Here is a 13,537-nt window from a genome sequence, read left to right as displayed (position 1 = left end):
TTTGCCTTTCGGTGTCGCGCCCTAGAGTCCGTGTCAACCGCAAGGCGTGCGGTCGGACTGAAAGTGACGGGAGAACGTGCCATGCCGAAGGGCACCGTGAAATGGTTCAACACCACCAAGGGCTATGGATTCATCGCGCCGGAGGATGGCGGCAAGGACATCTTCGTCCACATCTCGGCGGTCGAGCGGTCGGGGCTTACCGGGTTGGCCGATGACGAGCCGGTGGAGTTCGATCTGATCGAGGGGCGCGACGGGCGCGAGATGGCGGGGAATTTGAAGAAGGTTTAGGTAACAGGAGAGAGTTTCTTGAACCTTCCTTCAATTGCAGCATTTTCGAACTCATTGAGGGAGACGCGCATTAGTTCGAGGACTTTATCCCGAACTGAAATCACGTCTTCCTCTTTTACCTTTAAGGCAGATCCATGGGCGATACTGTTTCGGACATCGCAGAGATCTTCGTCTATGAAACTTGAATAAGGTCTATATGAAGATCCGTCCACCCCCATGACCATGCATGAATACTCTACGACTTCATATCTAAGGTTGGACCTTCCTTTGATCTTTTCAAATCTGCCAGCGCGAAAAGACGAATCCGGCTCTTGCCTCATCCTTTCCAAAAACTTGTAGAGCTGGGTTTCCGAATTGATACTTCGATGATCGTTGCCCTTCATCATTTGAAGGGCCCAAAAGTTATCCCGCAAAGACGACAGCGGCATCTTTAGATTAGAAATGTAGTCTAAATAGCTATTTGCCGCAAATACAAAGTAACCCTCCCAGTGGGCATAAAAAAACGGTACCCCCGCCCTCAACAGCGGGGCTTTTTTAGAGGCGTCGACTAAGTCCAAGCTTCGTATATACTGCGAGCACTCAATGACCCTCCAATTGATTTCCTCCTGCAATCTAGTAGAAAGCTTACTTAGAAAGAACTCATCCCTCTGGGTCAAACATCTTCCTCCCATAGGGAATTGTCCTAGCCACCCGGTCCGTTCCACTAACTCCTGCGGCCGTAAATGTAGTCGCCTCCCCAGACATCCAGAACATCTTGGCCTTTTCAACAACGAAGCCTTCTGGATCGCCTAGAGAAGATATTTTTTCCAAGTTGTACAAAACTCCCAGGAAGATTATTTCAATAGATGTACGCCCAATGCGACCACGAAACTCCTCGCCGTCGAATGGACGAAGGCCGTCTTTCCCAATAGCTCCCCTGATAAGCGAAAAGGTATTTACGACTTTAGCCTCAATTTCCGCCTGCCGCTCCGACGTTTCGTCTACAGCGATTGACACCAAGCTCTTATTTACAAAATCTTCTATATCAGTGCCCGGCGTATAGTCTATAAAGCCGAAAGAAATTATTCTCGAAATCTGCTCGTAATCGTTCGATTTCAGACGAGAAGCTTCCTCCATCGGAATCATATCAATAAAATCTTGATTCCTCGTCAAGGCCTGCATTCTAGCATAGAACTCAGGACTACTCATTATTACAGTGCAGTTCCGAAGCTCCTGTGCATTCGCTGACAGCCCTCCACTATTAAGCCTCTGAAATAGGTCGTACTTACTTTTATGGTCACTCTTTTTCTCGAGGACTTGAAGGCCTATTTTCGTTCTCTTGATTGACCTCTGCAAGTCACTATCAAAGAAATACGGCTTAAAATCTATTTCGCCGTCTACTTCCCTTGTGCTCTGGTATGCCTTCAATAGATCTTCCGACCAAAAAGCCCCAGAAAGCGCTTCCAAATACTGGGTGCCGACTAGAGGCATTGGTTGCCTAGGAAGGTTTGTCTCGGGGTCCTTTAGTTCACCCATAAACTCCAATATAGTCGACAGCCTTTGCAGGCCGTCAATAACTTCATACCTGCTATTCTCCAGTTCGAAAACAAATATTGGTGGGAGAGGTATCCGAACAAGGAGGGACTCGATGAGTCTCGACTTTCTACCAATATCCCATCGAAAAAACCTCTGGAAATCGGGATTGATTACAAGATCCCCATCTCTATACAGATTAACAACTTCACCCAAGGTCATATCAAACGAATCTGTAGATACAGATCGACTTGCTTTCTCAATTTCAGCCGCAAGTATTGAGTTAGTCATTCCACAATTTCCATAAACTCCCGCCACTCCCTACCACTCATCCCGGACGTCTCCTGAGTCACCTCCTCCCCAGCGAGCATCCGACGCAGGCACTCTACACCGGAAGCTGAAAGCGTCACCCCCCCGAGGCGATACTCCTCGAAGGCGCGGTAGGCGGCGGGCACCCAGTCCTTGACCATCTCGCAGATCGCGTCCGCATAGACCCGGATCTCGTATTGCGCGTGGCTGTCCGCCCTGAGCCGCAGGAAGTGGAACAGGTTGTGCAGATCCACCTTCCAGTACCACTGCGTGTAGATGTTGGCGGGGAGGTTCATCCGAGCGAGTTCGCGCGCCACGCCCTGCTGGCCGTCATCGGAGATCATCGCCTCGTAGTGGTCATAGGCCCGGTGCGCGTCCTCGCGCAGCCAGTCGAGCACGCGGGCCGATTCTTCCGCGCCCAGCACATCGCCCCGGCCCTGGTTGTTCTGGCGCGACTGCGCGGCGAGGTCTTCGGCGCGCGGGATGTAGAACTCCCGGTCGAGGATCGAGTAGCGGGCGGAGTATTCGTTGACGTTGGCCATGCGGTGGCGGATCCACTGGCGCGCGACGAAGACGGGCAGCTTCACGTGCAGCTTCAGCTCGCACATCTCGAACGGGGTCGAGTGCCAGTGCCGCATCAGGTAGCGGATCAGCCCTTCGTCGTTCTGCACCGACTTGGTGCCGCGCCCGTAGCTGACGCGCGCCGCCTGGCAGATCGCGGCGTCGTCGCCCATGTAGTCGATCATCCGCACGAAGCCGTGGTCGAGCACCGGCTTGGGGACGTAGAGATGCGCCTCGGCCCCTTCGGAGACGGCGCGCAGGGTCGGTCGGGGGGTGGCGCGCAGATCGGCAATCTCGGCGTCCTGCTCGGGCGTCAGCGGCATGGGGGGTCTCCTCTGGATCGGCTGCAGCCCCCTCTTAGACGAGGCGTGGCGGCAAGGGAACAATCCCCGCCCCCCGCCCCGCAGGTTGCACCCCGCGCGTTGACTTGCCCCCGGCCCTCCCGGAGGGTCGAGACCACGCCCACACCCCCGAGGACCCGCCATGATCCGCCTTCTCTCCGCCACCGCGCTGCTTGCGCTGCTTGCCGCCTGCGGCGACGGGCAACCCTTCGAGTTCGAAGACACCGCCGTGACCGATGGCGGCGGCAGTAACGGGGGCAATGACGGCGACGGCGATGATGGCGTCGATCCCGGCGATGGCTTCGGCAGTAGCGAACGGTTGCTGCCCGGCACCCCCGACCCCGAACCCGACCGGTCGATTGTCCGGTTCGAGCCCGAAAGCGAGGATGCGGGCGGTTTCGTGCGCCGCGTTGCCCTGCGATCCGGGCGCCTTGAGGTCGACAATCTCGCCTTCGACGGAACCGAACCCTACGACCCCGCCCGCCGGGGTCCATCGACGTTGAATGGGTTCGCCGTGTTCCAGAGCGCCAATTCGGTGGATGATAGCGCCACCGGGTCGGATATCGACCAGATCGACTATCGCGCGATCTATGGCGAAAGCCGCAACACCGTGCGCGTGGCGGGCGAGCGGCTGCCCCAGACCCGGTTCACGATCGTGCGCAGCGCCGATTTCAGAGGCTACGGCTTTGGCGGGTTCCTCTACGAGCGCAATGGCGGAGTCGAGATCCCCGAGACCGGTCAGGCCGCGTTTCGCGGCGATTACGCGGGGCTTCGGGTATTCGACGGCATCGGCGGACAGGAATTGACCACCGGCGATATGGAGATCCTCGTCGATTTCGCCGATTTCAATGCCTCCGACGGCGTCCGCGGCACCCTGTCCAACCGCCGGGCCTTTTACGCGAATGGGCGCGAGATCGAGGTGACCACCGACGGCACCCGCCAGACCGATCTGTCGGACCGCGCCATTCTCGACCTGCCGACAGCGCGCTTCGTCCTCTCGAACGCTGCCTCGACGCCGAATGGCGAGATCATCGGCACCCTGACCAGTTCCGTCCTCGTCGATGGCAGGGCGGAGGACTACGAATCCGGCGAATATTACGGCGTTCTCAGCGGCGATCTCGGGCGGGGTGGCGAAGTGACGGGTGTCCTCGTCATGGAATCGGATGATCCGCGTTTTGAAGGCGTCACCGCACAGGAAACGGGCGGTTTCACGGCTTACCGCGATTGATGCCCCGCCTTCGGATGCTTCTCGCGGCGGCGCTGTGGCTGGCGCCACCCACTGCTGTGCTTGCAGCACCGGCTTCGTCTGCCTCGCTCGCGCAGCTGCGCGGCATGGCGGTGACAGCAATGGCTGAGGGGCGCATGGAGCAGGCCGCAGCGCTGACCGGTCTGATGCTGGAAGCCGACCCCGATGAGCCCACGGCTCTGATGATCGCGGCCGAAGCAGCGCTGCTGGACGACGCGTTCGATGAAGCGCGCCTTCGGGCCGCGCGCGCCTATCCGTTGGTCGAAGGCCCCGCCCGGTTCCGCGCCGCGCGCATCGTCGCGTTGGGCCATACGCAGGCCGGTGCGTTCACCCGCGCGCAGATCTGGCTTCGGCGCGCCCTGCCCGACGCGCCCGGCGCTGCCGCCCGGGCCGCCGTCGCGCGCGATTACCGCGCTTTGCGCGCGCGCAACCCGCTTTCGGTGCAGCTCGGCTTCGGCGCGGCGCCTTCCTCAAACGTCAATGGCGGCAGCGAGAACGACAGCCTCCGCCTGCCCGGCCTGCCCTTTGAATTCGACCTCTCGGGCGATGCGCGCGCCCTGTCGGGCGTCACCTTCTCCGCCCATACCGCGCTGCGCTACAGGCTGCGGGCCGATGCCCGGTCGGCGACCTCGGCAGAACTGCGGCTTTCGGGTCAGACCCATGCGCTGAGCGCGACGGCGCGACGGCAGGCGCCCGAGGCGCGGGGCAGCGATTATGCGCAGGCCAGCTTCGGGCTGGGGCTGGTGCATGCGTGGCGGCCCGAGAGCTGGAGCGGCCCGGCGGAAATTTCCCTGCACGCGACACGCAACGCCTATGACGACGCGCCGCTCTCCGACCGGCTGCGTCTTGCCGCGCGGCGGAACTTCGGAATCGGCGCGGAGACGGATCTGCGCCTGACGGCAGAAACGACGCGGATCGAGCGGGTCGATCTCGACGATGGCTGGTGGGCGCCGGGGATCGGCGTCGATATCGCGCGCCGGTTGGGCCGCGACCGGGCGACGGTCTCGTTCGACTGGCGCGAGGCCCGAACCGATCGCCCCGATCTCGGCCATGAAAGCCTGACGCTTGGCTTTGACTACGATTTCGGGGACAGCGTCGGCCCTGCCGAGCTTGGCCTCGGCGCTTCGGTCGAGTGGCGCGATTTCGACAGCAGCAATTACGTCGCGGGCGAACGGCGGGATCGGCGCGGCACCGTCACCGCCCGGATCGGGCTGCCCGCGACCGGCGCATGGGGATTTCACCCCGAGCTTGGCCTCGAGGCCGGTCGCAACTGGTCGAACGCCGATCTCTACGACGAACGGGTCCTGCAATTCGACCTGGGCGTGGTGTCGAGCTTCTGATCGGCTGGTCCCGGGCCGCAGGAATGCTAGTCTCCGCTGCGAACCGCAACGGAAGGCAAGATGCGATGGCATTGACATATCTGCACACCATGGTCCGCGTGAAGGATCTCGAGAAGAGCATGGCCTTCTACGAGCTGCTCGGGCTCAGGGAGACCAGCCGCAAGGAGAGCGAGGGCGGGCGCTTCACGCTTGTCTTCATGGCGCCTCCCGGACAGGAGGAATGCCCGGTCGAGCTGACCTGGAACTGGGACGGCGACGACGCGCTGCCCTCCGACAGCCGCCATTTCGGCCACCTCGCCTACCGCGTGGACGACATCTACGAGACCTGCCGCCACCTTCAGGAGAACGGCGTGACCATCAACCGCCCGCCGCGCGACGGCCACATGGCCTTCGTCCGCTCGCCCGACAACGTGTCGGTCGAGCTTTTGCAGGCCGGTGACGCGCTGCCGCCGCAGGAGCCATGGTCCAGCATGGGCAACACCGGCCACTGGTAAGAGGCGACCGGCCCCGCCGCCGCCCCGACGGCGGGGTCAGTAGATATAGCGGATCTGGTCGGTCCAGTATCGCTCGATCCGCCGCAGCGACATGGTGATGTCGTCGATCCCGGACTGGTCGAGCACCCCGCGCGACAGCATGCCCGCGGCATGGCTGGAAAACAGCTTGTCGACGATATCGCGGATGCGGCGGCCCTTGTCGGTGAGCCGCACGCGTACCGAGCGGCGGTCGATCTGACAGCGCTTGTGATGCATGTAGCCCGCCTCGACCAGCTTCTTGAGGTTGTAGCTGACATTGCTGCCCTGGTAATAGCCGCGCGATTTCAGCTCGCCCGCCGTCACCTCGTTCTCGCCCACATTGAACAGCAACAGCGCCTGCACGGCGTTGATCTCGATCACGCCGACGCGCTCGAACTCGTCCTTGATCACGTCGAGCAACAGCCGGTGCAGGCGCTCCACCAGCGTCAGGCTGTCGAGGTAGCTGGTCATGAAGGCGGTGTCGCGCGGGTCGCGCAGCACCGGTGCCAAATTGGAATGCACGCTCATCGTCAAATCTCCGTTCTGCCCGCCCGAAGGCAGAAATGCGGGAGAATGACGAAGAAACGGTTAAATTGCGCGGCGTCTCAGCGCGGCCGGGTCACGCCGCGCGCGCCTTGCGCGATCTCTTCGACCAGCGCGGCATAGCGCTCCGGCGCGGGCTTCGCGCCCGCGACCCACGCATAGATGTCGTGGTCGTTCTCGGACAAGAGCCGGTCATAGAGCGCGAGATCGCCATCGCTCATCACGTTGAGCCGGCGGGTCGCGAAATCCTGCAGGATCAGGTCCATCTCCTTGATCCCGCGCCGCATCGACCGCATTCGCAGCCGCCGCTCGCGGGTGTCGCGCGGCTCGTCCTCGGGGGCGGCGGGCTCGATCGGCAGCGCGCTCACGAGCCGGTCTCGGCGCTGCGTTTGAGCCGCTTTTCCAGCATCGCCAACCGTTCGACCGACTGCATCATCTCGGCACGCAGCACCCGCATTTCCGACAGGATCTCCGACAGCGCCGGCGTCGCGGTCTCGCCCGGCGCCTCCGGCCCGTCGCCGCGCCCGGTCAAGAGCCAGCTCAGCGACACGTTGAGCATGCCCGCGAGCATCTGCAACCGGTTCGCGCGCGGCTCGTCCATGTCGTCTTCCCAGGCCTGCAGCGTGGCGATCTCCACCCCGAGCCGCGTCGCCAGGGCTTCCTGGCTCAGACCGGCGCCCTCGCGCGCGCCTGCCAGCCTGTCGCCGAACGTGGCGGCCGTTTCGCTGTAATAGCCCTGGTCATGCATCGCGCAATCCTCCTGCCGTACCGTGCCGCGCGGGCGGCGCCCTGTCCTGGCCGCTTGATGGCGGCCTGTCCCCGCCATATGACACCGCGGGGGCGCGGTTTCCAGTCACGGGCGCGACCTGTCACACCTGACCAGCGACATCGCGAGGCCCGCCATGCCCTTCCTTTCCGAGACCCTTTCGCGGGTCAAACCCTCTCCCACCATGGCGATGACCAACAAGGCGGCCGAGTTGCGCGCGCAGGGGCGCGACATCATCGGGCTGTCGGCGGGAGAACCCGATTTCGATACCCCCGCCAACATCGCCGAGGCCGGACGCCGCGCCATCGCCGAGGGCAGGACGCGCTATACCGCCGTGGACGGCATCCCCGAGCTCAAGCGCGCGATCTGCGCCAAGTTCAAACGCGACAACGGTCTCAACTACGCGCCTGGCGAGGTCAGCGTCGGCACGGGCGGCAAGCAGGTGCTCTACAACGCGCTGATGGCGACGCTGAACCCCGGCGACGAGGTGATCATCCCCGCCCCCTACTGGGTCAGCTATCCCGACATGGTGCTGCTCGCGGGCGGCACGCCGGTCACCGTGGCCTGCGGGATCGAGACCGGCTTCAGGATCACGCCGGACCAGCTCGAGGCGGCGATTACGCCTTCGACCAAGTGGTTCCTGTTCAACTCGCCCTCCAACCCCACCGGGGCGGGGTATTCACAAGACGAGCTGAAGGCGCTCGCGCAGGTGCTGCTGCGCCACCCCCATGTCTGGGTGATGACCGACGACATGTACGAGCACCTGACCTTCGGCGATTTCCGTTTCACCACGCCCGCGCAGGTCGAACCCGCGCTCAAGGAGCGCACGCTCACCGTCAACGGCGTCTCCAAGGCCTATGCGATGACCGGCTGGCGGATCGGCTATGCCGCGGGCCCCGAAAAGCTGATCCGCGCGATGGCCAAGCTGCAGTCGCAATCCACCTCGAATCCCTCATCGATAAGCCAGTGGGCCGCCGTCGAGGCGCTCACGGGGCCGCAGGACTTCATCGCCGCCAACAACGCCGTGTTCGAACGCCGTCGCGATCTCGTGGTGGCGGCGCTCAACGACTGTGCGGGCATCACCTGCCCGGTGCCCGACGGCGCCTTCTACGTCTATCCCGACATCTCGGGCTGCATTGGCAAGACCAGCGCCGGCGGCGCGGCGATCACCGATGACGAGGCTTTCGCGACCGCGCTTCTGGAAGAGGAAGGCGTGGCGGTGGTGTTCGGCGCGGCCTTCGGTCTTTCGCCGAATTTCCGCGTCAGCTACGCTACCTCGGACGCGGCGCTGAGCGAAGCCTGCGCCCGCATCCGCCGCTTTTGCGAGGGGCTGCGCTGAACGAGGGGACCGCATGACCGACCTGCCCGGCTATTATTTCAGGGTGCGCGAGAACGGCGGCACCATGTACCGCATCGGCGACGAGACCCGGCACCGCCGGGTCGATCTCGAACAGGTGGCAGTGATCAACACCCGCAATGGCGAAATCCGTGGATCGGGCAACCGCCCCCTCGCGCCCGAGGACCGGGTCGCTGCCGAAACCTGGCTGACCGAGCGGCGCGCATTGCTGGCCGCGCGGCGGATCGACGACATCCACCGCGCCATCGACCACATGAACCTCACGGCGCAATGGGTGCAGAGCCAAGCCAGCCCGGACGAGCTGGAGGCCGTGACCGATCCGCTGCTGCTGGCGATGCACGACCTGCGCAGCATTCTCGTACGCAGGAAGGCCGACCGGGTCGAGGCGGCGCGAACCGGGACGGACGCGCCGGGCTGAACCGTCAGCCCGTCCGCTTTCTGCGCCCCTTGCCGCGAAAGACCCGCCACAGGTAAAGGCCGACGATCGCCACGATGATACCGTTGGTCACGGGGTTGAGCCAGCTCTGCACCCGCTCGTATTGCGATTCCAGCAGGTAGCCCGCGCCAAACAGCGCGCCGACCCAGATCATGCTGCCGGCGGTGGTGTAGATCAGGAACCGGCCCAGCGGCATGCCCTGCAATCCCGCCGGCACCGAGATCAGGGTGCGGATGGTGGGGATCATCCGGCCAAAGAACACCGCCGCGGCGCCATGCCGATCGAACCAGTCCAGCGCCTGTTCGATGCTGTGCCGATCGAGGGTGAGCCAGCGGCCATGCCGGTCGACCCACTCCGTCAGCCGCTCGGGCCCGAGACGGCGGCCGATCTCGTACCACAGCCACGCCCCCGCGACCGACCCCACGACACCGCCCAGAAAGATCAGCAGCGGGCTCGAGAGCCCCCGCGCGGCGTTGTAGCCCGCAAGCGGCATCACCAGTTCGGACGGGATGGGAGGAAAGACGTTCTCGATGAACATGAGAGCCGCGACGGCGAACGCCCCCCCAGCGGCGATCCAGGTGGTGATGAAATCGAACATGCCTCGCCAACTCGCGGGCGGAGCGGAGGTTCCTAGGCCGCGCCGATCCGCACCGACCGGGTCCAGAACCGCCACAGCAGCATCACCGCCGCCAGACCGAGCCCGACCACGAGACCGAGCCACACCCCCGCCGCGCCGAGCCCGGCCGGAAAGCCCAGAACGTACCCCACCGGCATGCCGATGACCCAGTAGCTGATCGCGGCGAGCACCATCGGCACGCCGGTGTCCTGCACCCCGCGCAACAGGCCCAGCGCCATGACCTGCAACGCGTCGACGACCTGGAACAGCGCCGCCAGCATCAGCAGCGTGATGCCGGTCGCGACCACCGCGTCGCGGTCGGGATCGCCGGGATCGACGAAGGCCGCGACGAAGGGTTCGGGCATCGTGACGAAGACCAGCCCGACCAGCCCCGCCGAGACCACCGACAGCGCCACGCCGGACTGGCCGATCATCCGCAGCGCCGCCTCGTCATTACGGCCCAGCGCCCGGCCCGCGCGCACCGTCGCGGCCTGGCTCAGCCCGACCTGGATCATGAAGGCCACCGACGTCACCTGCAGCGCGATGCCATGCGCCGCCAGCGGCACCGCGCCGATCCAGCCGACCATGACGCCGGTGGCCACGAACAGCCCGCCTTCGGCGAGGCTGGTCAGCCCGATCGGCGCGCCCAAGCGCACCACCCGGCCCAGCACGTCGAGATCGGGCCGCCAGATCCGCCGCATCAGGTCGTATTCCGGCAGCCGCCGCAGCGCGTAGCCCACCAGCACAAGCGCCTGCAGCGTGGCCATCGACAGCGTGGCGATGGCCGCGCCGCGAATGCCCAGCTCCGGCGCGCCCCAATTGCCGAAGATCAGCGCGTAGTTCAGCGCCGCGTTGCACACCGCCATGCCAAGCGTCGACCACAACAGCACGCCGGTGTGTTCGAGCGCCGACAAGAACGACCGCATCACCATCGCCAGCAGCCCCGGCACCATGGCCCAGGCCGCGATCCGCAGATAGGCCTCGCCTTCTGCCGCGACCTGCGGCTCCTGCCCGAGCGCGAGAAACAGCTCCTCGGCCCACATCAAGGGCGGCACGAAGACCGCCGCATAGATCGTGCCGACCCAGATCCCCATCCGCGTGACCCGGCGCACCAGCACCGCGTCGCCGGCCTCGGCCGCGGTCGCCACCACCGGCATCACCGCCCAGGCAAAGCCGGAGCCGACGATGAAGATCAGGAAATAGAGCGAGGTCGCCAGCGTCGCCGCCGCCAGCGCCGTCACGTCGTACCAGCCGAGCATCACCGTGTCGGTGACGTTCATCGCCATCTGCGCGAGGTTCGAGCCGATCAGCGGCAGCGCGAGAACAAGCAGCCGCCGCCCGTGCTGGGCACGGGTGAGGGCCTCGAAGGGTTTCGCCGGGGCGGCGGAGATGTCTGCCTGCGTCATGCGGCCTGACTACGCTGCCCGCGCCACCCCCGTCCAGATCGCGATTGTACCCCGGACGCGCCGGCGGCACTGCGGCGGCCGTCGTCGACCGAAGGTACGAAATATGAACATGGGCACCGCAGCACGGCGTTGCCCCCGGCCCCGCCTCCGGGTTATATGGCCGGCACCCCAGAACAAGAGCAGTGCCCATGCCCGACGATCTCCTCTCCGGCGCCGAGCCCGCCTACGACGCCTCCTCCATCGAAGTCCTCGAAGGGCTGGAACCGGTCCGCAAGCGGCCGGGCATGTATATCGGCGGCACGGATGAGCGCGCGCTGCATCATCTCGTGGCCGAGGTGCTCGACAACTCCATGGACGAGGCGGTCGCGGGCCATGCCAACAGGATCGAGGTCGAGCTTCTGGCCGACCACTCCGTCGTGATCCGCGACAATGGCCGCGGCATCCCGATCGACCCGCACCCCAAGTTCCCCGGCAAATCGGCGCTCGAGGTGATCCTCTGCACGCTGCATGCGGGCGGCAAGTTCTCGGGCAAGGCCTACCAGACCTCGGGCGGTCTGCACGGCGTCGGCGCGAGCGTCGTCAACGCGCTCTCCGACACCATGGTCGTGCAGGTCGCGCGCAACCGCGAGCTTTACGAACAGCGCTTTTCGCGCGGCAAGCCCGAGGGCCCGGTGGCCAAGATCGGCGCCGCCCCGAACCGGCGCGGCACCACCGTCACCTTCCACGCCGACGAGGAGATCTTCGGCCATCACCGCTTCAAGCCCGCCCGGCTGATGAAGATGGTCCGCTCCAAGGCCTATCTCTTCTCCGGCGTCGAAATCCGCTGGAAATCCGAGATCGACGACGGCGAGACCCCGGCCGAGGCCACCTTCCACTTCCCCGGCGGCCTTGCCGATTACCTCGCCGAAACCTTGGGCAAATCCTCGACCTATGCCGACAAGCCCTTTGCCGGCACGGTCGAGTTCTCCGAGAAGTTCAACGTGCCCGGCAAGGTCGAATGGGCGGTGAACTGGACGCCGTCGCGCGATGGGTTCACGCAGTCCTACTGCAACACCGTGCCCACGCCAGAGGGCGGCACCCACGAGGCCGGGTTCTGGGCCGCGATCCTCAAGGGCATCCGCGCTTACGGCGAGCTGGTCAACAACAAGAAGGCCGGCCAGATCACCCGCGAGGACCTGACCACGGGCGGCTGCGCGCTGGTGTCATGCTTCATCCGCGAGCCGGAATTCGTGGGCCAGACCAAGGACCGGCTCGCCACCACCGAGGCGCAGCGCCTGGTCGAGAACTCGGTGCGCGACCATTTCGACAACTGGCTGGCCTCCGACACCAAGTCCGCAGGCGCCATCCTCGATTTCCTCGTGCTGCGCGCCGAGGAGCGGCTGCGGCGCAAGCAGGAGAAGGAAACGGCGCGCAAATCGGCCACCAAGAAGCTGCGCCTGCCCGGCAAGCTGGTCGATTGCTCCGCCGTGAACCGCTCCGGCACCGAGCTGTTCATCGTCGAGGGCGACAGCGCGGGCGGTTCGGCCAAGATGGCGCGCGATCGCAAGACGCAGGCGCTCTTGCCGCTCCGGGGCAAGATCCTCAACGTGCTGGGTGCGGCGTCGTCGAAGCTCGGCTCCAATCAGGAGATCAACGATCTCACGCAGGCGCTGGGCGTGGGGCTGGGTCCCAAGTTCAACGTCGACGACCTGCGCTATGACAAGATCATCATCATGACCGACGCCGATGTCGACGGCGCGCATATCGCGGCGCTCTTGATGACCTTCTTCTTCAGCCAGATGCGCCCGATGATCGACCACGGCCACCTCTACCTCGCCTGCCCGCCGCTCTACCGGCTGACGCAGGGGCCCAAGCGTCTCTACGTTTCCGACGACGCGGAGAAGGACCTGATGATGGCCAAGGGCCTTGGCGGCAAAGGCAAAATTGACGTGCAACGCTTCAAGGGTCTGGGCGAGATGGACGCCAAGGACCTGAAGGAAACGACGATGGACCCGAACTCGCGCAAGCTGATCCGTGTGTCGATCAGCGATGACGAGCCGGGCGAGACGGCAGATCTGGTGGAGCGGCTGATGGGCAAGAAGCCGGAGCTGCGGTTTCAGTACATTCAGGAGAATGCACGGTTTGTTGAGGAATTGGATGTGTGACACGAGCGGCACTTCAGCCTTCGCGGCACTTGCCTAGCTTTACCCTTGAAAATTTTCCCCTGCCTTCGGCGCAGCGCCCTTAAGAGGGTGCCCGCTGCCGGTCGCAGATCTGGAAAAGGCGGCAGAAGACCGCCGCCTCAAAGGAAAGTACCCGTTTTAC

Annotated in this window: 15 protein-coding genes; 7 read left to right on the top strand and 8 right to left on the bottom strand. The window is 64.4% G+C overall.

Features of this window, described 5'->3' with window-relative positions; all coding sequences use genetic code 11:
* The first annotated feature begins 81 nt into the window (after nucleotides 1–81).
* A complete protein-coding gene (locus tag LOKHON_RS13145; protein WP_017927133.1) occupies nucleotides 82–288 on the top strand; it encodes a cold-shock protein in 207 nt (68 codons plus the stop codon).
* Here the strand turns inward: LOKHON_RS13145 and LOKHON_RS16230 are convergent.
* From LOKHON_RS16230 to thyX, 3 genes are read right to left on the bottom strand one after another with little or no spacing between them, the layout of a single operon-like run.
* Nucleotides 285–899, bottom strand: coding sequence for an MAE_28990/MAE_18760 family HEPN-like nuclease (locus LOKHON_RS16230; protein ID WP_162561806.1), 615 nt, complete (start codon nucleotides 897–899; stop codon nucleotides 285–287). The genes LOKHON_RS13145 and LOKHON_RS16230 overlap by 4 nt on opposite strands.
* A 28-nt stretch (nucleotides 900–927) precedes the next feature.
* Nucleotides 928–2,091: a DUF262 domain-containing protein gene (locus LOKHON_RS15755; protein WP_081610535.1), complete on the bottom strand. Its 1,164-nt coding sequence runs from the start codon at nucleotides 2,089–2,091 to the stop codon at nucleotides 928–930.
* The gene (gene thyX / locus LOKHON_RS13140) at nucleotides 2,088–2,993 is read right to left on the bottom strand and encodes an FAD-dependent thymidylate synthase (RefSeq protein WP_017927132.1); all 906 of its coding nucleotides are present in this window, start codon (nucleotides 2,991–2,993) and stop codon (nucleotides 2,088–2,090) included. The genes LOKHON_RS15755 and thyX overlap by 4 nt, the downstream gene beginning before the upstream one ends.
* Nucleotides 2,994–3,153: 160 nt before the next feature.
* On the opposite strand from thyX, the gene LOKHON_RS13135 reads away from it, so the two are divergent.
* From LOKHON_RS13135 to LOKHON_RS13125, 3 genes are all read left to right on the top strand, one after another.
* Nucleotides 3,154–4,239, top strand: a complete 1,086-nt coding sequence (locus LOKHON_RS13135) for a hypothetical protein (protein WP_017927131.1) — start codon at nucleotides 3,154–3,156, stop codon at nucleotides 4,237–4,239.
* Nucleotides 4,240–4,253: 14 nt separating this feature from the next.
* Nucleotides 4,254–5,597 carry a hypothetical protein gene (locus tag LOKHON_RS13130; protein WP_162561805.1) on the top strand — a complete coding sequence of 448 codons (1,344 nt, stop codon included), beginning with the start codon at nucleotides 4,254–4,256 and terminating at the stop codon, nucleotides 5,595–5,597.
* Between the two features lie 65 nt (nucleotides 5,598–5,662).
* The gene (locus tag LOKHON_RS13125) at nucleotides 5,663–6,091 is read left to right on the top strand and encodes a VOC family protein (RefSeq protein ID WP_017927129.1); all 429 of its coding nucleotides are present in this window, start codon (nucleotides 5,663–5,665) and stop codon (nucleotides 6,089–6,091) included.
* A gap of 36 nt (nucleotides 6,092–6,127) precedes the next feature.
* Here LOKHON_RS13125 and LOKHON_RS13120 read toward each other — a convergent pair whose 3' ends face one another.
* The 3 genes from LOKHON_RS13120 to LOKHON_RS13110 form a co-directional block, all read right to left on the bottom strand.
* Nucleotides 6,128–6,637, bottom strand: a complete 510-nt coding sequence (locus LOKHON_RS13120; RefSeq protein ID WP_017927128.1) for a MarR family winged helix-turn-helix transcriptional regulator — start codon at nucleotides 6,635–6,637, stop codon at nucleotides 6,128–6,130.
* A gap of 77 nt (nucleotides 6,638–6,714) precedes the next feature.
* Complete coding sequence (locus LOKHON_RS13115) at nucleotides 6,715–7,020, bottom strand: succinate dehydrogenase assembly factor 2 (protein WP_017927127.1); 306 nt, start codon at nucleotides 7,018–7,020, stop codon at nucleotides 6,715–6,717.
* On the bottom strand, nucleotides 7,017–7,400 hold the full coding sequence (locus LOKHON_RS13110) for a helix-turn-helix domain-containing protein (RefSeq protein WP_017927126.1): 384 nt from the start codon (nucleotides 7,398–7,400) through the stop codon (nucleotides 7,017–7,019). The genes LOKHON_RS13115 and LOKHON_RS13110 overlap by 4 nt, the downstream gene beginning before the upstream one ends.
* 154 nt (nucleotides 7,401–7,554) lie before the next feature.
* Between LOKHON_RS13110 and LOKHON_RS13105 the strand changes: the two genes are divergently transcribed.
* Complete coding sequence (locus LOKHON_RS13105) at nucleotides 7,555–8,757, top strand: pyridoxal phosphate-dependent aminotransferase (RefSeq protein WP_017927125.1); 1,203 nt, start codon at nucleotides 7,555–7,557, stop codon at nucleotides 8,755–8,757.
* Nucleotides 8,758–8,770: 13 nt separating this feature from the next.
* Complete coding sequence (locus LOKHON_RS13100; RefSeq protein ID WP_017927124.1) at nucleotides 8,771–9,193, top strand: hypothetical protein; 423 nt, start codon at nucleotides 8,771–8,773, stop codon at nucleotides 9,191–9,193.
* A 4-nt stretch (nucleotides 9,194–9,197) separates the two neighbouring features.
* On the opposite strand, the gene LOKHON_RS13095 is transcribed toward LOKHON_RS13100, so the two are convergent.
* A complete protein-coding gene (locus tag LOKHON_RS13095; RefSeq protein ID WP_017927123.1) occupies nucleotides 9,198–9,809 on the bottom strand; it encodes a DedA family protein in 612 nt (203 codons plus the stop codon).
* A 32-nt stretch (nucleotides 9,810–9,841) separates the two neighbouring features.
* A complete protein-coding gene (locus LOKHON_RS13090; RefSeq protein ID WP_017927122.1) occupies nucleotides 9,842–11,233 on the bottom strand; it encodes an MATE family efflux transporter in 1,392 nt (463 codons plus the stop codon).
* A 188-nt stretch (nucleotides 11,234–11,421) separates the two neighbouring features.
* Here LOKHON_RS13090 and parE point away from each other — a divergent pair, with 188 nt between their 5' ends.
* Nucleotides 11,422–13,377, top strand: coding sequence for a DNA topoisomerase IV subunit B (parE, locus tag LOKHON_RS13085; protein WP_017927121.1), 1,956 nt, complete (start codon nucleotides 11,422–11,424; stop codon nucleotides 13,375–13,377).
* Nucleotides 13,378–13,537: the final 160 nt, after the last annotated feature.

The sequence above is a fragment of the Limimaricola hongkongensis DSM 17492 genome (assembly GCF_000600975.2).
In the GTDB taxonomy this organism is placed as follows: domain Bacteria; phylum Pseudomonadota; class Alphaproteobacteria; order Rhodobacterales; family Rhodobacteraceae; genus Limimaricola; species Limimaricola hongkongensis.
The sequence above is the reverse complement of the archived record's forward strand: the minus strand, read 5'-3'. Positions and strand labels throughout refer to the sequence as shown.

Excerpts from the sequence above, each read along its gene's own strand:
- parE (WP_017927121.1), top strand. The coding sequence starts at position 11,422 with ATGCCCGACGATCTCCTCTCCGGCGCCGAGCCCGCCTACGACGCCTCC.
- LOKHON_RS13125 (WP_017927129.1), top strand. The coding sequence starts at position 5,663 with ATGGCATTGACATATCTGCACACCATGGTCCGCGTGAAGGATCTCGAG.
- LOKHON_RS13100 (WP_017927124.1), top strand. The coding sequence starts at position 8,771 with ATGACCGACCTGCCCGGCTATTATTTCAGGGTGCGCGAGAACGGCGGC.
- thyX (WP_017927132.1), bottom strand. The coding sequence starts at position 2,993 with ATGCCGCTGACGCCCGAGCAGGACGCCGAGATTGCCGATCTGCGCGCC.
- LOKHON_RS13105 (WP_017927125.1), top strand. The coding sequence starts at position 7,555 with ATGCCCTTCCTTTCCGAGACCCTTTCGCGGGTCAAACCCTCTCCCACC.
- LOKHON_RS13090 (WP_017927122.1), bottom strand. The coding sequence starts at position 11,233 with ATGACGCAGGCAGACATCTCCGCCGCCCCGGCGAAACCCTTCGAGGCC.
- LOKHON_RS13135 (WP_017927131.1), top strand. The coding sequence starts at position 3,154 with ATGATCCGCCTTCTCTCCGCCACCGCGCTGCTTGCGCTGCTTGCCGCC.
- LOKHON_RS13145 (WP_017927133.1), top strand. The coding sequence starts at position 82 with ATGCCGAAGGGCACCGTGAAATGGTTCAACACCACCAAGGGCTATGGA.
- LOKHON_RS13095 (WP_017927123.1), bottom strand. The coding sequence starts at position 9,809 with ATGTTCGATTTCATCACCACCTGGATCGCCGCTGGGGGGGCGTTCGCC.
- LOKHON_RS13130 (WP_162561805.1), top strand. The coding sequence starts at position 4,254 with ATGCTTCTCGCGGCGGCGCTGTGGCTGGCGCCACCCACTGCTGTGCTT.
- LOKHON_RS13110 (WP_017927126.1), bottom strand. The coding sequence starts at position 7,400 with ATGCATGACCAGGGCTATTACAGCGAAACGGCCGCCACGTTCGGCGAC.
- LOKHON_RS15755 (WP_081610535.1), bottom strand. The coding sequence starts at position 2,091 with ATGACTAACTCAATACTTGCGGCTGAAATTGAGAAAGCAAGTCGATCT.
- LOKHON_RS13120 (WP_017927128.1), bottom strand. The coding sequence starts at position 6,637 with ATGAGCGTGCATTCCAATTTGGCACCGGTGCTGCGCGACCCGCGCGAC.